The sequence below is a fragment of the Hyphomonas johnsonii MHS-2 genome (assembly GCF_000685275.1).
Lineage (GTDB): Bacteria > Pseudomonadota > Alphaproteobacteria > Caulobacterales > Hyphomonadaceae > Hyphomonas > Hyphomonas johnsonii.
Genome location: NZ_ARYK01000012.1, coordinates 54,896 through 78,527 on the forward strand (window position 1 = coordinate 54,896; position 23,632 = coordinate 78,527).

Genomic DNA, 23,632 nt, shown 5'->3' on the forward strand with positions numbered 1-23,632 from the left:
AGCCTCCTGTAGAGAGCTGCCAGACCAATGTCCGGACCAGCCGAAAGGTGCCACACATGTGTGCGACCTTAAGGCAGTTTTAGCGTCTGCGGGCTGAACTCGACCTGAACACCATGTTAAGGATCCTGCATGTCGGATTTTGGCGATCTTCGCGTATCGGGCGAGTTGACGGTCCCGGCCTGGGAACTGAGCGAAGCCTTTGTGCGCGCTTCGGGACCAGGCGGCCAGAACGTCAACAAGGTGTCGTCGGCCGTGCAGCTGACGTGGCAGGTCGAGGCGTCGTCGCTGCCGGTAGAGGTGAAGGCGCGCTTCGCGAAGCTTTTTGCCAGCCGGATCACGAATGACGGGCGCATCATGGTCGAGGCCAGCGAACATCGCAGCCAGCCGCTGAACCGGGAAGCCGCCCGCAAACGCCTGGCGCACATGATCCTGAAGGCATCCATCCGCCCCAAGCGCCGCGTCGCGACCCGGCCCACGGCCGGCAGCGTTCGCCGCCGCATCGCGTCAAAGAAGCGCCGTGGAGAGATCAAGTCGCTGCGGGGCAGCGTCGAGACGGACGACTAGCTAGCCAGTTCGGCCTTGATGGCGGCGGTCAGCTTGTCGGTATCGGCCCCTTCGATGTGCGTGTCGCCAACGAAGAAGCCCGGTGTGCCACCAACCTGCAGGTCGCGCCCAAGGGCTTTCATGTCTGCCAGTTGCTTCTGGATATCCATCGACTTCATGTCGGCGCGCATTTTCTTCACGCTGATGCCGATCTCGCTGGCGATTTCGTCGATCTTCTTCTCGGTGAGGTCATCGTTCGACTTGAGACCCATCAAGGCGACATGCATTTCGCGATACTTGCCCTGCTTGCCGGCTGCAAGCGCCGCAAGGGATGCCGTTTCGCTGATCCCGCCGAAGATCGGCAATTCCTTGAATACGACCCGGACATTGCCGTCATAAGCCTTGGGCAGGCCCTGAACCATGTCGACCGAACGCTTGCAGAAGCCGCAGCGATAATCGAAGAATTCCACGACCGTCACCTTGGCGTCGTCCGGCCCGATGGAGGGGTCGCTGGCCAGGCGGAAAAGCCTGTCCTTGTGGTCCCCGATCGCTTCCTTCTGGGCGGCGGCAGTTTCGATGCGCTGCTTTTCGGTCAGGGTGACAATCGCTTCCTCGATGATTTCCGGATTGGCGAGAATATATTCCCGGACGATCTGCTCGATCTCCGCGCGATCCGTCGTTGCCACCCGGGATTCCTGGGCACAGGCCGGGGTCAGGACAATTGCTGTCATTGCGCCTAAAGCGAGCAGGTTGCGTATCATGTGTCGGGCCTCTCAGGTGATCGTGGTCTCGCCACTCCTGTAGCCAGTATAGGGTCGGAGCGGCAAGCGTCTATCTGCGTTGACGCAAAGTTGATCAGCGCCCGGGTGACGCAAAATTCCCGAACGGCATGTCCCGGTCATTCGTCTGCACCGAAAAACGGGGTGCGCGATTGTACCGGTCGTAGAATTGCCGATTGTCCGGATTGCTGGGGTCGGTGATCAACAGGATGTCGTCGGCCCGGCGATAGGTGATCGTGCCGCGGTCCAGTTGGTCGACAGCGCGGTGAGCGAACGCATTCGCCCGCACGATATCGCCGATGGCATAGGCCGATTCCGCTGTCGCAAGCTGTGCTTCGGCGCGGCGGTCCTGCTTTTCCAGGGTGATCGCAAGCTGGGCCCAGGCAAAGGCATTCTCCGGTTCGGCGATCAAGGCGTCACGCAGCGCGGTTTCTGCAGCCTCGACATCGCCAGGTTCGTCACGGGCGTTCAGCGAGCGGGCATAGTTGATCAGCAGCAGGGGGGCGCCTGGCTTCAGTTCCAGTGATTTCCGGTGCGGCTCGACCGATTCGGCTGGCCGGCCGCTCTCGAACAGGATCTGGCCTTGCAGCTCGTAGAAATACGGATTGTCGGGTTCCCGGTCGATCAGGATGGCGATCTCTCTCAGGGCGACATCGATGTCGGATGCCTGCATCGCGGCGATCGAGCGGGCATAGTGCGCCGGGTCGCCATCGTCGCCGGGCGGGTACTCGTTGTTGACCTTGTTGGGCGTGTCGAGGAACCCGATCAGCTTGGCGCGCATCATCTCGTACTGCATCTGCTCGCGGTCGGTCGGTGGTGCGTCCATCAGGCCGGACTGTTCGGCAAGCTGGCGCACAGCGCGGATACGATCAGACGCCAGCGGGTGCGACCGGAAATAGGGGTAGCGGCGGGCGTCGGAGAGCACTTCCTGATAGCGGAACTTGTCGAAGAACGAGACGATCCCGCCGGTCGATTCATGCAGTTCGGACAGGTATTGCACCGCTGCGGCATCCGCCATGGATTCCTCGGTGCGCGTGTGGACGAAGAAGTTGAGGGCAGCGAACTGCTGCGAGCTGCCGATCAGGGCTGCGCCGGCACCGCCTTCGCCCGCAGCAATGGCCAGGATGCCAAGGCCGATCGAGACGAGGGCCGGGCGCGATGCAATGCTGGCGGCACGCTGGCGGCTGACCGAGTGGCCGCAGGCGATGTGGCAGGTCTCGTGCGCGATCACGCCCTTGATCTGGGCCGGGGAATCGGCCGCGATGATCAGGCCGGTGTGGATATGGATGTTCTGGCCGTTGGCGACAAAGGCATTCAGCGTCGGATCGTTGATGATGTAGAAGCCGACATCGGATGGATTAAGGCCCGCGACCGTGAGAATCGGGTCGGTCCATTCACGCAGGATTTCCTCGATTTCCGTATCGCGAATCAAGCTCTGCGCAGACGCGCTGAACGCAATTGTGACAGCAGCAGCCGCCATGGCAGCCAAGCGCAGAAATTTACTGGCCATAACAGGCCTCTCCCTTTTCGGACCGTTCGCATCCAAACTTAAGACCCCCGACAGCAATTGGCGAGGGGCCGGTCACAGCATGACGTATTTGTCAGGATGCACCTGACGCGAAGATGAACGCCAGTGCCGGATCGAACCGGATGCCGATCTCGGCTCCGGCGGCTGGCGCATCGAAGCGCGGGACGAGGGCAACCATGCGCATTGGCCCGGCATCGAGGACCAGGCGGGACATCGGGCCGGTCAGGCGACTGGACACAACGCGTGCCTTCACCGGCGCGGAAGCGTCAAGCAGGATGCCTTCGGGGCGCACGACGAGGGTGCTGCCGGCGGGTGGCGCAGGGGTCAGGAGGCCGGGGGGCATATCGGCCGCCGCCATGATGTTCACCGCCCCCAGCGCGGCGGCGATATCGGCCCCTTGCGGCTTCAGGTAGATGTCGCGGGCCGGGCCCTGCTGCAGGATGTGCCCGGATCTCATGATCGCGATATGGTCGGCGCTGTCGAGCGCTTCCGCCGGGTCGTGCGTGACCAGGAGGGCGGGAATGCCGGCGTCGCGGATTGCGGCGAGCGCCTCCTCGCGCACGCTGCCACGCAGGGACGGATCGAGACCGGAAAACGGCTCGTCCATCAGGATGGCGGCGGGCTTGGGGGCCAGGGCGCGGGCAATGGCGACGCGCTGTTGCTCGCCGCCGGACAGTTCATGCGGATAAGCGCCGCTGCGGGCACCAAGGCCGAGCCGCGACAGCCATTGCGTGCCGATGGCGCGCGCTTCTTCGCGGGGCATGTCGGCCAGGCCAAAGCCGATATTCTGCAGCGCCGTCAGGTGCGGGAACAGGGCGAAGTCCTGGAAGATCAGGCCGATATGGCGCTTCTCGGGGGCCAGTGTGTGGCCGGGCGAAGAGAGCACCCTGTCGCCGAGGCGTATCTCGCCACTGTCGACAGGCTCGAGGCCAGCCATCAGGCGCAGGAGGGTGGACTTGCCGGCGCCAGAGCCGCCCAGGAGGGCCGTGATGACGCCGGGTGGCAGGTCCAGCGACACGCCGGAGACGACGGCGGTGCCGTCATAGACGCGGCTGACATTGTGCGCTGAGAGGCTGGCCTTGTCGTTCATGCGGCACCGCCGGGGCGGGCGCGGGAGAGGCGCCAGGACAGGAAGATGACCGGGACGAGGCCGGCAAGGGTGATCAGCAGGGCTGGCAGGGCCGCCGCAGCGAGGCGCTCATCGACGGCATAGGCGTGGGCGCGGACTGCCAGCGTATCCCAGTTGAAGGGCCGCAGCATGAGGGTGGCGGGAAGCTCCTTCAGAGCCTCCACAAACAGGATGAGAGCCCCGGCGGTGGCGCCGGACAGGGCGATGGGCAGGTCGACTTCACGGGCGCGGCGATAGGGTGAGGCCCCGAGGCTGCTGGCGGCCTGGCCGAGCGATGCGGGGGCACGGGCAAGGGCGGCGACCATCGGTTCAGCCCCGGCGGCGGTGAACCGGCTGGCATAGACCCAGGCGAGGGCGATCAGGGCGGAGGCGCCGGTGAGGGTGAAGGGCAGCAGGCCCAGCACCACGAGGGCGCCCATGGCAAGCACGGCGCCGGGGATGGCGTAACCTGACGAGGCGGCGAGGCGGGCGAACTGGACCAGTGGGCCGGAGGCACGCAGCGACAGGGCGACAATGAGAGCGAGCACAAAGGCCAGCGCGGCGCCGGCGCCGGCCAGGACAAGGGTGTTCCTCAGCGCGTCCCAGATCGGTGCGATGGTCTCGCGGGCCTCCAGGCTGCGCCAGAGGAGACGCCCGACAGGCAGGCCGAAGGCGGCAAGGAAGAGCGTGGCGCAGAGGGCGGTTGCGGCGAGGGCGAGGGGGGGCGCGAGGGGTGCGCGGGCAACCTGGCGCCAGCGCCGTGAACTCTGCTGGCTGCCACGCCGGCCCCGGCTCCAGCGTTCGAACAGGATGAGGGCGAGGACGACGCCGAGAAGGATGAGGGCAAGGCGGGCGGCGGTGGCCGGCTCGCCGAAACTGGTCCAGGCGCGCACGATGCCGAAGGTCAGTGTCGGGACGCCGAGGTATTCGGCAGCGCCATAGTCGGCGGCCGCTTCCATCAGGGCGAGGGCGAGGCCTGCGGCGATGGCGGGCCGGGCGGCAGGCAGGGCGACCTGCCAGAAACTGCGGGCGGCACTGGCGCCAAGGCTGCGGGCTGCTTCGAGCGAGCAGACGGACTGGGAGATGAACGCGGCGCGGGCGGTGAGGTAGACGTAGGGGTAGAGGGTGAGGGCGAGGATGAAGGCGAGGCCGGGCAGGGAGTGCACGTCCGGGAACCAGTAGTCGCGGGCCGCCAGGCCGGTTGCGTTCCGCAGGGCCGACTGGATGGGGCCACCAACGCCGAGCAGGTCGCCATAGGCATAGGCCAGGACATAGCCTGGTGCAGCCAGTGGCAGGATCAGCAGCCACTCGAACACTGCGCGTCCGGGGAAACGGTACATGGTGACCAGCCAGGCCGTGGGCACGGCGAAGGCGAGCATCAGGAGGCCGGCCAGGGCGAGCGTGCCGAGGGAGCCGGCGACGTAGCCGGCGAGCAGGGTGTCGCGGATATGGATCCAGACGTCGCCGCCGCCGAAGATGGCCCCGGCGATGAGCGTGGAGACCACCGGCACTGCAATGACAAGGCCCGCCACGAAGGCGGGCCCGTCACTGGCCTTGAAAGTGAGGCCGCGAAGGGAAGGTAGGCCGGCCAAGCGTGATCAGTTCCAGCCGGCCCGGTCGTAGATTTCCTGCGCGTCGGCCTGGTTCACGCCAAGCTGGTCGAGCGGGAAATCGCTCTGCTTGAAGTCCGGCAGCGCGTCGAGGCCGTCTGGCAGGGGCACACCTGCGAGCATCGGGAATTCCTTCGTCTCGCTGGTCAGCAATTTCTGGCCTTCCGGCGTGGCGAGCCATTCGATGAAGCGGATGGCATTGTCCCGGTTCGGGGCGTGGGCTGCAACGGCCGCCGCGGTGACGTTCACATGCGTACCGACGGTGTCCTGCTCGGGAAAGGAGAGTTTCGTCTTCGCCGTCTTGGCCCGGTCGGAATCCGTGCCTGTGGCCATGCGGACCCAGTAATAGTGATTGATCAGGGCTGCCGAGCACTCGCCTGCAGCGATGGATTCGATCTGGGTCGTGTCGCCGCCCTGGGGCTGGCGGGCAAAATTCGCAACCACGCTGCGGGCCCAGGCCGTGGCCTTTTCGCTGCCCCAGCGGCCGATGAATTCGCCCATCAGCGACAGGTTGTAGATATTCGAGGACGACCGCATGCAGATTTCACCCTGCAGGTTGCCGTTGGCGAGGTCTTCGTACTTGTCAACCTCGTCGGGCTGGAGACGAGACGGATCGTACACGATCACGCGGGCCCGTTTGGCGAGGCCGAACCAGTTGCCGTCGGGATCGCGAAAGTGCGGTGGAATCACCGATTCCAGCAGGTCAGACTGGATGCCTTGCGTAAATCCGGCGGCCTGGAACCGGTAGAGCGTTCCGGCGTCCGACGCGATAATCACGTCTGCCGGGCTGGCGTCACCTTCGGCTTTCATGGTTTCGATCAGTTCAGGCGCACCGGACTCGCGAAAGCGGACCCGGATGCCGGTATCCTTCTCGAACGTATCGTACATGACCTTGTCGGAATCATAGTGGCGGGCGGAATACACGTTCAGCACGCCCGCCTGCGCAGGGGCAGGCGTGGCCGCCGCCTCAGCCGCGGATTCCGGCGCCGCAGGCTTTCCGCATGCGGCGGCGAACACCATGAGGGTTGCGATAAGTGCTGGAAATTTCATCGGTACGTGCCGTCCTTCGCGTGGCCTGACGGCTACAAAACATAGTTGAGAATGAATCGCAATAAACGATCTGAGCGACATTTTGCCCAAATCTTGCACAGCCTGGCCCTGATCGACGCATTTTATGGTAAGTTCCTTCCAACTGGCGCGGTTTGGCGCCTGGATAAGAACATGCTCCGGGTCAGAACAACATGGGGTGGGGAAAAGATGAACGATGTGGTGGTGGACCTGCGTTTGGGTTCGGTGGAAGAAAACACGCTGCTGACAACCGCAGTCGACGATTTTGTCGGAATGTTGAGTTCCGGGCATGAGGACACCGAAGGGGATGCGCCCGACATGATGGTGCACACGGCCTACGAGGCCGACGGGCACGTCAGCAAGCGGCTGATCTTTCAGGACCGGACATGGGCTGAGGCCTTTCTCGACTTCTGGGAAACACAGAAAACGCAATCCAGCGTCGCCTGAGCGTTTTAATCTCGCGGCAATGGGCCTAGACAGGCCTGAATGACCCCGAGCCTTTCCTCCCCGCATATCGCCATTATTGGCGCTGGTATCATTGGCCTGTCGTGCGCGTGGGAACTCGCGAAGCGGGGCGCGCAGGTGACAATCTACGACAAGAACGAACCGGGGCGCGGGGCCAGCTGGGCCGCGGCGGGCATGCTTGCGCCGGCCTATGAGGCAGCCGCAGAAGAGGGCGCACATCCGCGCCTGTTCGACCTGTGCATGGAGAGCGCTGCGCTGTGGCCGGGTTTTGCCGACGCCATCGGGCGGGCATCCGGCCGGAACCTCGGCTTCTCTGCCGGGCCATCCCTCGCGCTGGCATTTGACGCGTCGGAGGCCGCCGGTCTCCAAAACCTCAGAGATGCGCTGGAGCGCCACAATGTCGAAAGCGACATGTTGGGCGCTGACGCCATCCGCCAGATCGAACCCGCCGTTTCCCCCGACGTGGAGGCGGCACTGAACCTGCCGACGGACGGCCAGATCGACAACCGGGCGATTGTCACGGCCCTGATTGCGGCGCTGTCGGATCACGCGTCTGTTCGCTTCGTGGTGGGCCAGGCGCCACTCGAAGACCGTGGCGGGCGACTGCATCTGCCAGGCCATGACATCATTTTGGCGGCAGCAGGCTGGAGCACGGCCAGCATCAAGGTCGAACAGAATGGCCAGCTTTACAGCCTCGTGAACTGGGACACCGCGCTCGACGAAATCGATTGCTATGGCGGCCAGATGCTTTCGGTTGCGCGCGGGCCGGGCCTGCCGTCCATGACCGTGCGGTGCGGCGGCATCTATATCGCGCCGAAGCCGGACCGCATCATCATCGGGGCGACGATGGAGCAGGGCGTTGCAACCGATCATGCCGATGCCGACACGATCGCCGGCTTGCGCGCAGATGCAGCGCGCCTGTGTCCGGCGATTGCCGGTGCCACCCAACTGGAGACCTGGGCCGGTGTGCGCCCGGGCACAGCAGACCATGCGCCCCTGATTGGCAGGACGCAGGCGAAGGACCTGTTTGTCGCCTCCGGCCACTATCGCAATGGCATCCTGCTGGCGCCAGTGACGGCGCAGATCATGGCGGACATGGTGCTTGAGGGAAAAACAAGCGCGCTGGCGGCGGCGTTCAGCCCGGCGCGGTTTGCGGCTGCGACGGCCTGACGCCGGGGCCATGCTGGACGGGCGTGCGCCTCCGGCCTAAGTCTCGTGCCAACCAGGAGGAACGCATGCACCAGATCGCGCCAATGAGTGAAGACCAGATGGCCATCAAGGACGCGGTCGAGAAGACAATCGCGCCGTTCGATGATGAATACTGGCTGAAGACAGACGACACTGGCGACTGGCCGGAAGCGTTCTGTGACGCGATGGCCAAGGGCGGCTGGCTGGGCATTGCCTTCCCGGAAGAATATGGCGGCGCGGGGCTCGGCCTGACTGAAGCGGCGCTGATGATGCAGACGGTGACGCGCTCGGGCGCGGGCTTTTCCGGCGCGTCGGCGATCCACCTGAATATTTTCGGGCCCAAACCGCTGGAGAAATTCGGCACCGAAGAACAGAAGCAGGAGAACCTGCCGAAGATCATCTCGGGCCAGGAGAAGATGTGCTTTGCCGTGACGGAGCCGAATTCGGGACTCGACACGGCGTCGCTGGAGACCAAGGCCGAGCGGACCAATAATGGCTATGTCATCAACGGGCGGAAGATCTGGACGACTGGCGCGCAGCGGGCTGACAAGATCCTGATCATCGCGCGCACCACGCCGAAGGACCAGTGCGCCAAGCCGCACCTTGGCCTGTCGCTGTTCTATACCGATCTCGACCGGGGCAAGATCGAGGCGAACCCGATCCCGAAAATGGGCCGCAAGGCGGTGGAGTGCAACACGCTGTTCATTGACGGTCTGGACGTGCCGAAAGAGCACCTGATCGGCGAGGAAGGCGCGGGCTTCAAATACCTGCTGCAGGGCCTGAACCCGGAGCGCGTGCTGTTTGCGGCGGAAAGCGTGGGGCTTGGCTTTGCGGCGCTGGAGCGGGCCGCGCGCTATGCGCAGGAGCGCGTCGTGTTCGGCCGGCCGATCGGGCAGAACCAGGGCATCCAGCACCCGCTGGCCCGGTCTTGGGCCGAACTGTCGGCGGCAGAACTGATGGCCTACAAGGCAGCCGCGCTGTACGACGCGGGCCAGGATTGCGGCGCTGAAGCCAACGCCGCGAAATACCTGGGCACCGAAGCGGGCTTTACCGCGTGCGAGACGGCGGTGCTGACGCATGGTGGCATGGGCTATGCCCGGGAATACCATGTCGAGCGGATGATGCGCGAAGCCATGCTGGCGCGTATCGCCCCGGTCAGCCGCGAGATGATCCTGAATTTCATCGCCGAGCGCGTGCTGGGCCTGCCGAAGAGTTACTGATCAGAAGTTGACACCGCATGACAGGTTGATGTCGAAACGGACCGTCAAGTCGGCTGTCTCATTGCCGTCTTGCTGCGCGACATGCCCCTTCAGCGTCCCGACCATGCGGCGCACATCTGTCGAGGCTTGATGGGCATCGAGCGTCAATGTGCCCGTGCCCTCAAGCCGGACCGGCACCCGGAAAGGCGAGTCCTCCGGCAGGGTCTCAGGCCGCATCACGCCATTGTCCCATTCGAGGCTCGCGAGCGGGAATGTTCCGGTCTCGCCAGGGCCGACGACGCCTTCTGTATCGAACGCGACATTGAACCATGTCTCATTGTTGGGTGTGCCGGAATACATGGTGAGACTGATGGGGGTTTTGCCGTTGCAACCGCCAGCAAGACTCACATCCCCGGCGGCGGGAACCGGCCCGCGCATCTGCGTGCCGGTCTCCTCGAAAGCGAAGGCGTTGACCGGGCCGGCATTCGTGCCTGCCTCTGTCTCTGCTTCTGCCGAAACCGGCGCTGGCGCTGGCGTCTCGGTCGAGGCCTCGCTGCCATTGGCCGGAGCGGGTGTCACGCCCGCAGGCTTGCCGCAGGCAGACAGCAGCACAAGGGCAGCCAAACCATAGGGGGCACGTTTCAAAATCATGTCTCGTCCTCTGTCATTCGCTTCCGGGTGGCCAGGCCGCGCGTGCAAAGGCAAAACGCGCGTGCCCGGCCAGTCGCTTTAACGCAGCATGGCAGGTCGCCCCGCCACTGCGACCATTACATATCGTCCGCTTCCTTCATGTGCTGGAAGAACTCTTCCTTGCTGTTCGTGCGCGGATAAGGCGTTGCCGGCACCGGCTTTCCGAGGAAGGCACAGAGCGGTTCCCAGCCATCCCTGGCCGAGTGGACCAGCAGCCGGTCTGCCGGGATCGCGGCCTTCACGGCGGCTTCGTGGGCGTGGAAGGTGGCGATGATGGCATCCTTGTCCTTCGCGTCGCCGAAACTGCGCTCGAGCACCCTGGTGACCATCTTGAACCACTCTACCGCCGGGGCGGGCCATGTCTCTGGCGCCCAGACAGTCGCCAGGATCGTCTCCGATATGCTGTTGTACCAGCTCTCGGCAGAGCGCGTGGACAGAATGACCTTCGCGTCCGGATAGGCGTCTGCCACCTCTTTCCAGAATGCGGCGGTCGGCCAGTCGACGGCGGAATTGAATCCGGCATAGATCGCCTGGAAATCGGGATGGCCTGCCAGGGCGTCGTTCCAGAGCGGCACTTGCGCGTCGCCGTTTCCGATCACCTCGATCATGTGATGGCACGGCCCGTGGCCGAGTTCTTCCAATGCGAGTTTGAGGGACATTGTCCCCGTGCGGCCGAAGCCGGCGCTGATTACACCAATTGTCATCTGTCTTCTCCCCCCGAAACCGTCCCTTTTGACGGTAAAAACGGGACGCTAGCCCAAAGAAGCGGATCAGACTAGGCTTCGCAAAAGCCTTGGGAGGGCACGTCCATGTTATATCTGATACTCGGCCTTGTGGTGTTCTTCGGGGCGCACCTTTTCACGACGTTCCGGTCGCGTGAACCGGGCAAGGACCTCAAGGCGAAGCTTGGGTATGGCCCCTATATGGGGCTCTACAGCCTCGTGTCGCTGGCCGGTTTCGTGCTGATCTGCTGGGGCTTTGCGGCGACGCGGGATGCGGGCATCCTGTACGTTGCGCCGAGCTGGGGCCGGCATGTGAACATGGCGCTGATGCTGCCGGCACTGATCCTGCTGGTCGCGTCCCAGCTGCCGACCGGCGCGATCAAGAAAGCGGTGAAGCATCCGATGCTGGTGGCCGTGAAGTTGTGGGCATTCGGGCACCTTCTGGCGAATGGCGAGATCAATTCGGTGATCCTTTTCACCAGTTTCCTCGCCTATGCCGTGATCGACCGCATTGCGGTGAAGCGGCGTGGCGACACCGGGCCGGCCGGGGATGCGCCGTCTTCAACCGTGGCCGACATCGGCGCCGTGGTGATCGGGACGGCGGCCTATGTCGCGATCCTGATGTGGCTGCACCCGATCCTGTTCGGCGTCGCGGTCATGTGACGATGGCCGCCGCGGCCTGCTGCATTAACCATGCCGGCCAGCCGCGACCGCAGGGGCAGGGCCGATTCGGCCCCGATCCGCGGCGCGTGTGGCACAGGCCGAGTCGTCTTGCTCCGCAGGGCCTGACAGGCTAAGCCGCGCGCCATGTCGAAACAAACCACCACCCGCCGCAAGACGGTCAAGGATATTGCAGCCGCCAAGGCCGGTACGCCGCTTGTGTGCCTGACAGCCTATGATGCGCCGATGGCCGCCCTGCTGGACCCGCACGCCGATGTACTGCTGGTGGGCGACAGCCTGGGCATGGTTGTGCACGGCCTGCCGTCGACCGTGGGCGTGACCATGGAAATGATGATCCTGCACGGGCAGGCAGTGATGCGCGGCAGCGACCAGGCCATGGTCGTGGTCGACATGCCGTTCGGGTCCTACGAGACAAACAATGATTCCGCCTTCCTGAATGCCGCGCGCATCATGAAGGAAACCGGCTGCCAGGCGATCAAGATCGAGAGCGGCACCTATGCGGCGGGCCAGATCGCGCACCTTGTCGAGCGCGGCGTGCCGGTCATGGGCCATATCGGCCTTCGCCCGCAGGCCATCAATGTCGACGGCGGTTTCCGGGCCAAGGGCCGCACGTTCGGCGAGCGCGACCGGGTGATTGCCGAGGCCCGCGCGGCTGACGAAGCAGGTGCCTTTGCCATCGTGATCGAGGGCGTCGCCGAGGACCTTGCGGCCGCCATAACGGCCGAAGTCAGCTGTCCGACCATCGGGATCGGCGCGTCGGCGGCCTGTGACGGGCAGATTCTCGTCACGCACGACATGCTGGGCCTGTTCGACTGGACGCCCAAATTCGTCCGCCGCTATGCTGATCTCAGCACAAGCATATCCGATGCGGTCTCTGCCTATGCCGCCGATGTCCGTGCCCGCAAATTCCCTGGGGAGGCTGAAACCTATGCCCTGCGAAAACCTGCCCCCGAACAGCGCTGACACGTTGCAGCGCGCCCATCGCCCGTCTAGGTTCCTGACCGGACCATCAAACCCACCGGAGCGCCCCAATTGAGCGACATTTTTGAAGAAGTCGACGACAGCCTTCGGCAAGACAGGCTGGAGACGTGGTGGAAGCGTTACCGGCTGGTCGTGTATGGCGCAGTCGCGTTGTTGCTGGGCGCTGTGGCGCTCAATGAATTCGTGCTGGCGCCGCGGGCCGAAGCCGCCCGCACCGCGCGGGCCCTGAAGCTGGAAACGGCCCTGTCAGAGCTGCACAACGGGTCATACCAGGCGGCGCGGTCCGGCTTTTCCGAGCTGGCGGACGAAGAATCGAAGATGTCGCCGCTGGCGGCCCAATACCTGGCGCAGTCCCTTTACGAGGGCAGCGGAGACGCTGAAGGCGCGGCGGCCTCGCTGGCGCGAATCGGCGGCGTCGAAGGCGGCCCCTATGAGCGCCTTGCCCTGCTGAAGCGGGCCTACTTTTCCGCAGACGGCCAGTCGATGACCGAACTGGAAGCCACACTGGGCAGCCTGGTTGACGACGACAGCCCGCTTGGCGCGCTGGCGCGCGAGCTGGTCGCCGCCAAGGCGTTTGCAACCGGCGACATTGCGCGAGCCCGTACCGAATTCAACCGCCTGCGTTTTGATGCGGCGGCGCCATCCGGCGTCAAGCGCCGCGCCGAACTGGCCCTGGCAGCGATTCCGCCTGCCGAAGAGGTCGCGGTCGAGGATGTGGTGGTCGAGGACGCGGCGGCAGAGTCCGCTCCGTCCGAAACGGCGCCGGAAACGACATCCGATCCAGAGCCGGCTCCGTCGCCTGCCCCAACAGAGTCCGAGGAGACCGGCCAATGAGCCCATCGCGCAATCTCGCAGCTTCAGTTGCGCTCGGCATGGTGCTCGCCCTTTCGGCGTGCAGCAGCCTGCCGAAATTCGGCAACAGCAAGGCCAAGGAAAAATCGGCGGAAGACAAGGCCGGACGCATCACGATGGTGCTGAGCGATGAGGCCATCAAGGCGAATCCTGAACTCGCAAATGTCGAGATCACGCTGCCGGATCCTGTTCAGGTGTCTGCCTGGACCGAGGCCGGCGCGAACGCGTCCAAGGTGGTCGGGCATGTCGTGGCCGCACCGGAGCTGAAGATTGCCTGGCGCGCCAATGTGGGGGCAGGATCAGACCGCAAGTCGGCGATCACGACGCCGCCCGTCACCAGCGAGACAACCGTCTACACGCTCGACGCAGACCAGACGGTCGTGGCGACCAACCTGGCCAACGGCAAGCGCGTGTGGAGCAAGAAGCTCAAAGGCCTGACCAAGCGGGACAAGACGGCACTCGGCGGCGGCCTCGGCATTTCCGGCGACACGCTGATCGTGGCGAGCGGCTTTGGCTTCGTCGCTTCGCTGGACGCATCGAACGGCACGGAAAAGTGGAAGCGCGAACTTGGCGCCCCGATGACCGGCGCACCGACCATCAAGGACGGCCGCATTTTCGTTGCCTCCAACAATAATGAAGTGTTCGCGCTGAATTTCGCCACGGGCGAGACCGAGTGGAGCGACCAGGCGATCGCGGAATCGGCGCGCGTGCTGGGCAGTTCCAGCCCCGCAGCCGTCGAGGATTTCGTGATTGCGCCTTATTCTTCCGGCGAAATCATCGCCTACCTGGCCTCAAATGGCCGGCGCCTGTGGACGGACGCCATCTCGCAGGCCGGGCGGTTCACGCCGATTTCCGAGATCAATGATATCGGATCGCGCCCTGTCCTGGCCGGCGGCCTGGTGTTCGCATCCAGCCAGTCGGGCGTCACGATCGCGATTGACGGGCGCAGCGGGAACCGCGTGTGGGCGGTGCCGATCGGTTCGGTGCAGGCGCCTGCGCTCGCCGGGCCATACATGTTCGTTCTCGGCACGGATGACACGCTGGCGGCACTGAACGCCGCCAATGGCGAGGCCTATTGGGTGACGCCGCTGCGCAAGTTCAAGAAAGAGAAGAAGAAGAAGGGCCGGATTTCCTATTCCGGGCCGATCGTGGCCTCGGGACGGATCCTGATCGTGTCGTCGCTGGGAGAACTGCTTGCATTTTCTCCGCAAACCGGGCAGCAGACCGGCTCTGTGAAGCTGGGCTCGACGGTTTACCTTGAACCCATCGCTGTACAGGACAAACTGCTTATCCTCACGGACGAGGCCAAGCTGATCGCCATCCAATAGGGCGCACGGCCCCCAAAGCCCGCCCGTCAGCCATATGAACGGGCAGGCTCATGCCGTTGAAACTCGCCATTGTCGGGCGTCCGAATGTCGGCAAATCGACGCTGTTCAACCGGCTTGCCGGCAAGAAGATCGCGTTGGTCGATGACCAGCCGGGGGTGACCCGTGACCGCAAGCAGGCCGACGGCCGGCTCGCGTCGCTGCCCCTGATCCTGATCGATACGGCCGGTTACGAGAACGTCCACGATGACAGCCTGCAGTCGCGTATGCGCAAGCAGACCGAACTTGCAATTGCCGAAGCCGAAGTGGCGCTGTTCCTGATCGATGCGCGCGTCGGTGTGACGATCGAGGACCAGAGCTTTGCCGCGTTGCTGCGCAGGGCGAACATCCCGGTCGTGCTGGCGGCGAACAAGGCCGAAGGCAAGGCGGGGCGCGATGGCCTCAACGAAGCCTGGGAACTGGGTTTTGGCGAGCCGGTTGGCCTGTCGGCCGAGCATGGCGAGGGCATGGCCGACCTGTTCGCCGCCTTGCGTGAGGCGCTGGGCGAGGATGCGTTCGAAAAGGCGATGGAAGAGGCCGAGCCCGACTATACGCAGTTTGGCGGCGAAGACATTCTCGACAAGCTGGCGCATATTGATATCGACGACCAGACGCTGTCGGATGACGATCTCGTTGCCGCCATTGAAGAGGCCGACGTCGATGTCGAGCCCGAACCGGTGCGCCCCGACAAGCCGATCAGGCTGGCCATTGTCGGCCGCCCGAACGCGGGCAAGTCGACGCTGATCAACCAGCTGCTGCAGTCCGATCGCCTGCTGACCGGCCCGGAAGCGGGCATCACGCGGGATTCGATTTCCATCGACTGGGAATGGGAAGGCCGCCGCATCCGTCTCGTGGATACGGCGGGCCTGCGCCGCAAGGCGCGGGTGCAGGAAAAGCTGGAGCGCATGTCGACCGGCGAGACCATCCGGTCCCTGAAATATGCCGACATCGTGGCCCTGGTCATGGATGCCGACGAGGCGATGGAAAAGCAGGACCTGCAGATTGCCGAACTTACCCTGCGCGAAGGCCGGGGCATTGTCCTGGTGATTTCGAAATGGGACCTGGTGAAGGATCCCGACGCGGCGGCCAAGCATATCCGCGACCTGGCCAGCCGCCTGATGCCGAACGCCGGCGGTGCGCCTGTGGTGTTCCTGTCGGGCCTGACCGGCCGGAATATCGAAAAGCTGATGCCGGCCGTCGTCAGCGTCTATGCCAACTGGACTGCGCGGGTGAAGACCGGCGACCTGAACCGCTGGCTGCGCCACACGGTCGAGCGCCATCCGCCACCGTCGGTCCACGGAAAGCGCATCAAGCCGCGCTACATGGCGCAGATGAAGGCGCGGCCGCCGACCTTCGTGCTGATTGCTTCGCGCGGGGACCAGATGCCGGATCAGTACAAGCGCTACCTCGTGAACGGCGTCCGCGATGCGTTTGACATGAACGGCGTGCCGATTCGCCTGTTCGTGCGGCAGGGCAAGAACCCATATGCCGACAAGGCCGCGCAGCAGCGGCCGTCGAAGCGTTACAAGCCGAAACAGTAGGGCGGCGCTGGATGACCCGGCGTCACCCGCCGCGCCCTAGGTGCGAGCCGGTAAAATTACAAGACTTGGACGCGGCCCCTCGCAACGTGTAATCATGTGGAAAATCCACACCACGCAGCACACAGGGAGAAACAGATGGCGTCCAGCGTTCCGGCCAAGGGCCTGCAACTGAGATCACATGTAAAGTCGGGCGGGGAACTCGAACTCTCCCTGGTTGAAGTCGATGTCCCCACGCCGGGCCCTGATGATGTCATCATCCGCGTCGAAGCCACGCCGATCAACCCGTCCGACCTCGGGCTGCTGATTGGTGCAGCCGACATGAGCACGGCGAAAGCGTCGGGAACTGCCGACCGGCCCGTTGTCACTGCCAAGGTGCCGGCCGCCGGTATGCGCGCCATGACCCCGCGCATCGACGAGTCGATGCCGGTGGGCAATGAAGGCGCGGGCACTGTCGTGGCGGCCGGGTCGTCGCCTGCGGCGCAGGCCCTGCTCGGCAAGACGGTCGCCGGCCTCGGCGGCGAGATGTACACCCAGTATCGCATGCTGAATGTCGCCCAGTGCATGGAGCTGCCTGCCGACGCGACGGCCCGCGACGGCGCTTCCTGCTTCGTCAATCCGCTGACATCGCTGGCGATGACCGAAGTGATGCGCATGGAAGGCCACACCGCGCTGCTGCACACGGCGGCGGCCTCGAACCTCGGCCAGATGCTGAACAAGATCTGCATCGCCGACGGAATTGACCTGGTGAATGTGGTGCGGTCCGATGCCCAGGAGAAAATCCTGCGGGACATTGGCGCGAAATACATCGTCAATTCCAAATCGCTCGGCTTCATGGACGACCTGATCCGCGCGCTCGCGGCGACCGGTGCAACGCTCGGTTTTGACGCCATCGGCGGCGGACCGCTTGCCGGCCAGATCCTTGTGGCCATGGAGGCGGCAGCCAACCTGAATGCCAAGGAATACAGCCGCTACGGGTCGGCGACGCACAAGCAGGTCTATATCTATGGCCGGCTCGACATGAGCCCGACAACCCTGCCGCCGGGCGTGGGCATGGCCTGGGGCGTGGGCGGGTTCCTGCTGACGCCATTCCTGCAGAAGGTCGGCTCGGAAGGCCGCGCAAAGCTACGGGCCCGCGTCGGCAAAGAGCTGAAGACCACGTTTGCGAGCCATTACACATCGGAAATCTCGCTGGCCGAAGCGCTGCAATTGCCGATCCTGGAGGCCTATAACCGGCGTGCAACCGGTGAGAAATACCTGATCAACCCAAACAAGTAGGGGTTGTACCTGCGAAGTCTTGCCGCGTAGCGGGTGCCAGGCCCGGCATGCTAGAAAGTATTTCCTGTCGGGGGCAGGATACGCATGTTGTTACCAAAAATCGTTACGACGCTTCGGGATTACACGCCGCGCCTGTTCCTGGCCGATACGTTGGCTGGCATCAGTGTCGCGATGGTGGCGCTGCCGCTGAGCATTGCCATTGCGATTGCGTCAGGCGCAACGCCGGCGCAGGGCCTGGTCACCGCCATCATCGGCGGTTTGCTGATTTCGTTGCTCGGCGGAAGCCGGGTGCAGATCGGCGGGCCAACCGGTGCGTTCATCGTGGTCGTGTTCGGCGTCATTGCGGTGCACGGCTATGACGGGCTGGTGCTGGCGACGTTCATGGCCGGTGTCATCCTTGTCTGTGCGGGCCTGCTGAGGGTCGGCAACCTGATCAGTTATGTCCCGGAGGCGGTCGTCAGCGGGTTCACGATCGGGATTGCGATCATCATTGCGACCAGCCAGCTCGGCGATTTCTTCGGGCTGGAACCCGGCAAGGTTCCGGCGGACTTCCTGGGCAAGCTGCCGGTCTTGTGGGCCGCGCGGGAGACAGCCGACGTGGCCGCGACATTGCTGGCGCTGGTCACGCTGGGGCTGATCGTGCTGTTCCGCCGTCTGCTGCCGCAATTTCCAGGACTCGTCATTGCGGTCGGCCTGACCTCCGGCGTCGCGTATTTCCTGCAGCTGCCGGTCGACACGATCGTTTCGCGCTACGGACCGCTGAGTGGCCAGCTGCCAATGCCGGCACTGCCTGCTTTCACGCATGACCGGATCGTCGAATTGCTGCCATCGGCAGCCGTGATCGCATTCCTGGCGGGTGTCGAATCGCTGTTGTCGGCAATGGTGGCCGACAGGATGATCGGCTCGAAACACCGGTCGAATGCGGAAGTCCTGGCGCAGGGATTTGCGAATATCGGGTCGTCGCTGTTCGGCGGCCTGCCCGCCACTGGCGCAATCGCACGCACCGCGACCAATGTCCGGGCCGGGGGCAAGACACCGGTTGCCGGGATCGTGCATGCGCTGGTCATTCTCGGCGCGCTGTTGCTGTTTGCGCCGCTGGCCGGTTATCTTGCCATGCCGGCACTTTCGGCCATCCTTGTCCTGACAGCCTGGAACATGAGCGAGCCGCACAAGTGGAAGGGATACGCCGCCGCCAAGCCGTCCGACCGCCTGTTGCTGGTGATGACCCTGCTCCTGACGGTTCTGGTCGACCTGACATTCGCAATTGGTGCCGGTGTCGCGCTGGGGCTCGCCTTGCGGCTGCGCAATCGCAATATCCCGCCAGCCGACTGGAAGCCGCCGGAGCGCTGAACCCTGCACGGGCTGCGCACGCGTCGGGCGAAGTCGCTTGGTATTTTCGCCAAATAGCATGATCTGGTTTGAGTATTGCCCGAATTTGCATATTTTCGGGTGAGCTTTGGGAGCGCTGACATGTCAGTATTGGTCCGAAACCTTGTGTTCGGTGTCCTCGCGGCCGCCTTGTCCGCGTGCTCGCAAGGGCCAGCCGAGCCGACGCCCACCGAGGCCGCGGAAGCAAAGCCTGTAGAATCCACGACGTGGCGGCCGTTCAGCGATGACAGCCCGTGGAACACGCCGATTCCGAAAGAGGCGCGGACCGATCCGAATTCCGATGCCATGATCGCCGAGTTCGCGCGTGGCGGCGCCCTGTATATCAACATCAAGGAATGGTCGGTTCCGATCTTCTATATCGATCTGGAAGCGACCCCCAAACACGATGTCATCGATCTTTACGAAAACCGCATCGGGCGGGGGTTCGAACAGCCGCGCGCAATTCCGATCCCAAATGACGCAGGGCCCTCGGGCCCGGCGTCCGGTACGGGCTATATGGCCATCGTCGACAAGGATCGGCATTTGGAGTGGGACCTGAAGCAGGCTTTCCTGCGGGAAGACGGCCTGTGGTTCATGGGCTTCGGCGCCGTGACAAACCTGCGCGGATCGGGCGTTTCAAAGCCGTGGGACGAGGCAGAAAAGCCGGTCTACGCTGCGAGCGCGCTGCCGTCGGGCTTTCCGCTGTCGGCAGGCCTGATCCGGGTCGATGAGGTCAAGGCGGGACGGATCAATCACGCCTTGATGTTCGCCTATCCCGGCGTCAGGCCGAATGCCTTCGTACCGCCGGCCAGCACGGCGCTGGTTGGTGATGCGGCATCGGGTGCACCGAAGGTGGGCATGCCGCTGGGCGCCCGTATTCAGCTTGACCCGGCCTTCAATGTCGAGCGGTCCGACCTGTCGCCACAAGGCAAGGTAATCGCCCGCGCGCTGCAGGAATATGGCGCCTATCTCGGCGACGCGGCGGGCGGCAATGTCCTCTTTGCGGAGGCTGCGCCCGACAAGCTGGCAGAATGGGAGGGCATCCTGGCATCAGGCGACCTTCAGGCCGTGTTTTCTCCCCAGATGATGAAGGGGTACATGCGTGTGGTCGACATGGGCGAGGTCAGGCCGGGGCAGCCGGCGCCGTAGGAGTGCAGGTCAGCTGGGCAGCGACTTGTCGTAGGGACTGTCGAGCGAAAACACCGGGATGGTCGCGACGATCTCGAACCCGGCTTCATCCTGCAGGTCATAGGAGCCGCTCATCATGCCTGATGGGGCTGCCAGTGGCGCACCGGACGTATAGCTGAACCGTTCGCCCGGCATCAGTGTCGGCGTCTGGCCGATCACGCCTTCGCCGTCGACAGCCTGCCTGCGGCCCTGGGCATCGACGATCTGCCAGTGGCGCCGAATGATGGTCCAGGTCTGGTCGCTCTCATTCTCGACATCGACGGTATAGGACCACATGAACCGCCCGCGTGAGGGCTCTGATTCGTCGTGCATGAACTTCGGGCGAACGCGGATACGCACGCCTTGCGTGATTTCTTCGTACAGGGGGGGTGCGTGACGTCTGGCCATTATGTGAAATTGCGCATAATTCGTTCACACACTGTTAAGGGCACGCAGAAGGTCTGCTTCCAGGTCGTCAGGATCTTCCAGGCCGACCGAAAACCGGATCCAGCTGCGGTCAAGACCCATGGCGGCCTGCTGCTCGTCGGTAAGGGCGCGGTGGGTGGTCGAGGACGGGTGGCAGGCGAGCGACTTAGTGTCGCCGAGATTGTTGCTGATATCCACAAGTTCCAGTGAATTCAGGAACTTGAAGGCTGCGTCCTGGCCGCCCTTGACTGAAAGCGCGATCATCGTGCCGCCGCTCGTCATCTGGCGCTTGTGGATTGCGTAGTGCGGGTGGTCCTTGCGGTGGGGGTAGCGCACGGCGGCAATCTTGGGGTGGGCGGCAATGGCGTCGGCGAGGCGGGCGGCGCTGGCACTCTGTGCATCGACGCGCAATTTCAGGGTTTCGAGTCCCTTCAATACAACCCAGGCGTTGAACGGCGCGGCGGCCGGGCCGACATGGCGCAGGTAGGGGTCGTAGACCTCTTTCATGTAATCCGAATCACAGAGGATCGCGCCGAGCATGACACGGCCCTGGCCGTCCATGTGCTTGGTGGCGGAATAGACGACGACATCGGCGCCGAATTCCAGCGGCTTCTGCAGGATGGGCGTGGCAAACACATTGTCGACGACCAGCAGCGCGCCGGCTTTCTTGCAAAGGCCGGCCACCGCGGCGATGTCGACACCGTCGAGCAGGGGGTTCGCCGGGCTTTCGATCAGGACCAACTGGCAGCCCTTGGCGATTTCCCGCTCCCAGGCGTCGAGGTCTGCGCCGTCGACGAACACGGTCTCGATGCCGTATTTCGGCATCAGGTTGCCAATGATCCAGCGGCAGGAGCCGAACAGGGCGGTGGCGGCCACGACACGGTCGCCTGATTTCAGGGGCGCGAGAATGGCGGAGGAAATGGCGCCCATGCCACTGCCGGCGAGGCGGCAGGTCTCGGCCCCTTCGATCAGGGCGAGTCGCTGCTGCAGCATTTCGCAGGTCGGGCTGCCATAGCGGGAATAGACGAATCCCGGCGCTTCGCCTTTCATGCGGGCCATGGCCTGTTCGGCACTCTCATAGGCATAGCCGGAGGTCAGGTAGAGTGCCTCGGAGGTTTCACCGAATTCGGACCGCATCTGGCCGCCGCGTACCGCTTTGGTCGCCTCTTTCCAGCTCGCCTTGCCTGATGTGTCCGCGCCGTCCGCCATGGTGTTATTGTCCTTGTCTTTCCTGCATTGGGTCTTATGCCTGAGAGCATAAGGGGCGCAAGAGATGGTGCAGGAAACGGGCGTTTTGCCCGATCACGAAATCGAGGCACTGGTCGCCGAAGGCGCGATCCGCAGTGACCTCGCGCTGGAGACCGGACAGGTCCAGCCGGCGAGCCTCGACCTGCGCCTGGCCGAGGACGCCTACCGCCTGCGCGCGAGCTTCCTGCCGGGCAAGGACCGGTCGGTGGCCGAGATGCTGCAGGAGCCGGGCGTGCACATGCATCGCATCGACCTGACCGACAAGGGCGCCGTGCTGGAAACAGGCTGTGTCTACCTGGTGCCGCTTCAGGAATCACTTCGCCTGCCGTCAGGCATTTCGGCGCGGGCGAACCCCAAGAGCTCGACAGGGCGGATCGACGTGTTCACGCGCCTGGTGACCAATCGGGGCAAGGCCTTTGACGACGTGCCGACGGGCTATTCCGGGCCGCTTTATCTTGAAGTGTCGCCCCGCACCTTCCCGATCATGGTGCGTCCCGGCGACCGGCTGGCGCAGGTGCGGTTCAAGCGCAAGCGGCCGGCGGCGCTGAAGGAGCGGGTCGTGTCGATCAACCTGGAGCCGCCTGCGGGCCAGCCGGCGGGCTACCGGGCCAAGCTGCATTCCGGCGTGGTGGACCTGCGCGGCATCGGCGCACACGAGGCGGGCCAGTTCTGGGAACCGGTCTATCCACGCAATGGCCGCATCGTGCTGAACCCGGAAGACTTCTACATCCTGGTCAGCCGGGAGGCGGTGAAGGTGGCGCCGCTGGAAGCAGCCGAGATGGCGCCGATTGCACCGGAGCTGGGTGAGTTCCGCGCGCATTATGCCGGTTTCTTCGATCCGGGATTCGGCACGAACAAGGGCGGCAGCCGGGCGGTGCTGGAAGTGCGGTCACGCGACGTGCCGTTCATCCTGGAGCATGGCCAGCCTGTGGCGAAACTGATCTACGAGCCGATGGCGGCGAAACCTTCGGGCCTCTATGGCGGCAAGGGATCGAACTATCAGGGGCAGGGCCTGAAACTGTCGAAGCATTTTGCTGTCTGACGCATGGCGCCGCGCGCGCCGTGCCATTGCCGAATTCCGGTAGTGATGCAGCCTGCCGCGCCCCATTGATCCGATGGCGACAGGCATGTGCATGCCTGGACGCTGGAAGACGGCCAAGGAGGCGCTTTCCAGCAGTACGCCGCCACACTGGCCCCGCGACTTGACGCGCGGTGAACCCGTCCGGGGACGGATTCCTGCTTGTTGCGGGCGGCAGTTTGGCTAAGTTTCTGGCTGGAACCACAGAGAATTGGAAACAGGTCCGGCCTGCATGCGCCAGCAAGAAGCGCAACGCGGAACCTGGTGGCCCGGGAGGAACAAGATGGCAGACGATGCAGCGGCAATCGGCAGCCTGGATTTTGACGCGCAGGCGTTGAAGGCGAAATACCGCGCCGAACGCGACAAGCGCGTGCGCGCCGATGGCAACAACCAGTACGTCAACATGGCGGGCGAGTTTGCCCATTATATTGAAGATCCGTATGTCGAGCGGGTCGAACGTGCACCGATCAGCGACCATACCGACGTTATCGTCATCGGCGGTGGCTTTGGCGGCCTGCTGGCAGGTGCCAAGCTGCGCGATGCCGGTGTCACCGACATACGGCTGATCGAGAAAGGCGGGGATTTCGGCGGCACCTGGTACTGGAACCGCTATCCCGGCGCAGCCTGCGATATCGAAAGCTATATCTACCTGCCGCTGCTGGAAGAGACCGGGTACATGCCGGTCGAGAAATATTCCCGCGCGCCGGAAATCCTCGAACACAGCCGGCGCATCGCCCGCCAGTATGGCTTG

General features: G+C 64.3%; 23 protein-coding genes. 14 read left to right on the forward strand and 9 right to left on the reverse strand.

What is annotated here, in order from left to right:
• Nucleotides 1–129: 129 nt before the first annotated feature.
• Nucleotides 130–564, forward strand: coding sequence for an alternative ribosome rescue aminoacyl-tRNA hydrolase ArfB (gene arfB, locus HJO_RS16645; protein WP_035619276.1), 435 nt, complete (start codon nt 130–132; stop codon nt 562–564).
• Here the strand turns inward: arfB and HJO_RS16650 are convergent.
• From HJO_RS16650 to HJO_RS16670, 5 genes are all read right to left on the reverse strand, one after another.
• The gene (locus tag HJO_RS16650; protein WP_035619278.1) at nt 561–1,304 is read right to left on the reverse strand and encodes a DsbA family protein; all 744 of its coding nucleotides are present in this window, start codon (nt 1,302–1,304) and stop codon (nt 561–563) included. The two genes, arfB and HJO_RS16650, sit on opposite strands and share 4 nt — an antisense overlap.
• Before the next feature lie 94 nt (nt 1,305–1,398).
• Entirely contained in the window at nt 1,399–2,832 is a 1,434-nt protein-coding gene (locus HJO_RS16655; RefSeq protein WP_035619281.1) for a M48 family metalloprotease, read from the reverse strand.
• Nucleotides 2,833–2,923: 91 nt separating this feature from the next.
• Nucleotides 2,924–3,940, reverse strand: coding sequence for an ABC transporter ATP-binding protein (locus tag HJO_RS16660; protein WP_035619284.1), 1,017 nt, complete (start codon nt 3,938–3,940; stop codon nt 2,924–2,926).
• Entirely contained in the window at nt 3,937–5,550 is a 1,614-nt protein-coding gene (locus HJO_RS16665; RefSeq protein WP_084142191.1) for an ABC transporter permease, read from the reverse strand. Before HJO_RS16665 ends, HJO_RS16660 begins: the two co-directional genes overlap by 4 nt.
• 6 nt (nt 5,551–5,556) lie before the next feature.
• Complete coding sequence (locus tag HJO_RS16670; RefSeq protein ID WP_051618748.1) at nt 5,557–6,618, reverse strand: extracellular solute-binding protein; 1,062 nt, start codon at nt 6,616–6,618, stop codon at nt 5,557–5,559.
• 51 nt (nt 6,619–6,669) lie between these two features.
• On the opposite strand from HJO_RS16670, the gene HJO_RS16675 reads away from it, so the two are divergent.
• From HJO_RS16675 to HJO_RS16685, 3 genes are all read left to right on the forward strand, one after another.
• The gene (locus HJO_RS16675) at nt 6,670–7,083 is read left to right on the forward strand and encodes a hypothetical protein (RefSeq protein ID WP_156945838.1); all 414 of its coding nucleotides are present in this window, start codon (nt 6,670–6,672) and stop codon (nt 7,081–7,083) included.
• Between the two features lie 39 nt (nt 7,084–7,122).
• Nucleotides 7,123–8,271, forward strand: a complete 1,149-nt coding sequence (gene thiO / locus HJO_RS16680; RefSeq protein WP_035619291.1) for a glycine oxidase ThiO — start codon at nt 7,123–7,125, stop codon at nt 8,269–8,271.
• Between the two features lie 65 nt (nt 8,272–8,336).
• Entirely contained in the window at nt 8,337–9,509 is a 1,173-nt protein-coding gene (locus tag HJO_RS16685) for an acyl-CoA dehydrogenase family protein (RefSeq protein WP_162173858.1), read from the forward strand.
• Here HJO_RS16685 and HJO_RS16690 read toward each other — a convergent pair whose 3' ends face one another.
• Nucleotides 9,510–10,139 carry a hypothetical protein gene (locus tag HJO_RS16690; RefSeq protein WP_035619296.1) on the reverse strand — a complete coding sequence of 210 codons (630 nt, stop codon included), beginning with the start codon at nt 10,137–10,139 and terminating at the stop codon, nt 9,510–9,512.
• 116 nt (nt 10,140–10,255) lie between these two features.
• A complete protein-coding gene (locus HJO_RS16695; RefSeq protein WP_035619299.1) occupies nt 10,256–10,882 on the reverse strand; it encodes a sulfotransferase family protein in 627 nt (208 codons plus the stop codon).
• Between the two features lie 105 nt (nt 10,883–10,987).
• On the opposite strand from HJO_RS16695, the gene HJO_RS16700 reads away from it, so the two are divergent.
• The 8 genes from HJO_RS16700 (at nt 10,988) to HJO_RS16735 (ending at nt 20,111) form a co-directional block, all read left to right on the forward strand.
• The gene (locus HJO_RS16700) at nt 10,988–11,563 is read left to right on the forward strand and encodes an NnrU family protein (RefSeq protein ID WP_035619303.1); all 576 of its coding nucleotides are present in this window, start codon (nt 10,988–10,990) and stop codon (nt 11,561–11,563) included.
• Nucleotides 11,564–11,707: 144 nt separating this feature from the next.
• The gene (gene panB / locus HJO_RS16705; RefSeq protein ID WP_035619306.1) at nt 11,708–12,544 is read left to right on the forward strand and encodes a 3-methyl-2-oxobutanoate hydroxymethyltransferase; all 837 of its coding nucleotides are present in this window, start codon (nt 11,708–11,710) and stop codon (nt 12,542–12,544) included.
• 69 nt (nt 12,545–12,613) lie between these two features.
• On the forward strand, nt 12,614–13,396 hold the full coding sequence (locus HJO_RS16710) for a hypothetical protein (protein WP_035619308.1): 783 nt from the start codon (nt 12,614–12,616) through the stop codon (nt 13,394–13,396).
• Nucleotides 13,393–14,742 (forward strand): outer membrane protein assembly factor BamB family protein, encoded by a 1,350-nt coding sequence (locus HJO_RS16715; RefSeq protein WP_035619311.1) that lies wholly within the window; start codon nt 13,393–13,395, stop codon nt 14,740–14,742. Before HJO_RS16710 ends, HJO_RS16715 begins: the two co-directional genes overlap by 4 nt.
• A gap of 50 nt (nt 14,743–14,792) precedes the next feature.
• On the forward strand, nt 14,793–16,319 hold the full coding sequence (gene der, locus HJO_RS16720) for a ribosome biogenesis GTPase Der (protein WP_035619313.1): 1,527 nt from the start codon (nt 14,793–14,795) through the stop codon (nt 16,317–16,319).
• Nucleotides 16,320–16,454: 135 nt separating this feature from the next.
• Nucleotides 16,455–17,594, forward strand: a complete 1,140-nt coding sequence (locus HJO_RS16725; protein ID WP_035619315.1) for a zinc-binding dehydrogenase — start codon at nt 16,455–16,457, stop codon at nt 17,592–17,594.
• Between the two features lie 87 nt (nt 17,595–17,681).
• Nucleotides 17,682–18,944, forward strand: a complete 1,263-nt coding sequence (locus HJO_RS16730; protein ID WP_035619348.1) for a SulP family inorganic anion transporter — start codon at nt 17,682–17,684, stop codon at nt 18,942–18,944.
• 120 nt (nt 18,945–19,064) lie between these two features.
• Entirely contained in the window at nt 19,065–20,111 is a 1,047-nt protein-coding gene (locus tag HJO_RS16735; RefSeq protein ID WP_035619316.1) for a hypothetical protein, read from the forward strand.
• 9 nt (nt 20,112–20,120) lie between these two features.
• Here the strand turns inward: HJO_RS16735 and apaG are convergent, their stop codons facing one another.
• Both apaG and metZ read right to left on the reverse strand, forming a co-directional pair.
• The gene (gene apaG, locus HJO_RS16740; RefSeq protein WP_035619318.1) at nt 20,121–20,537 is read right to left on the reverse strand and encodes a Co2+/Mg2+ efflux protein ApaG; all 417 of its coding nucleotides are present in this window, start codon (nt 20,535–20,537) and stop codon (nt 20,121–20,123) included.
• 24 nt (nt 20,538–20,561) lie between these two features.
• Entirely contained in the window at nt 20,562–21,764 is a 1,203-nt protein-coding gene (gene metZ / locus HJO_RS16745) for an O-succinylhomoserine sulfhydrylase (protein ID WP_035619320.1), read from the reverse strand.
• 64 nt (nt 21,765–21,828) lie between these two features.
• Between metZ and HJO_RS16750 the strand changes: the two genes are divergently transcribed.
• Both HJO_RS16750 and HJO_RS16755 read left to right on the forward strand, forming a co-directional pair.
• Entirely contained in the window at nt 21,829–22,845 is a 1,017-nt protein-coding gene (locus HJO_RS16750) for a 2'-deoxycytidine 5'-triphosphate deaminase (protein ID WP_035619322.1), read from the forward strand.
• A 319-nt stretch (nt 22,846–23,164) separates the two neighbouring features.
• Nucleotides 23,165–23,632, forward strand: a 468-nt coding sequence (locus tag HJO_RS16755; protein ID WP_156945841.1) for an NAD(P)-binding protein, incomplete at its 3' end; no start/stop codon positions are given.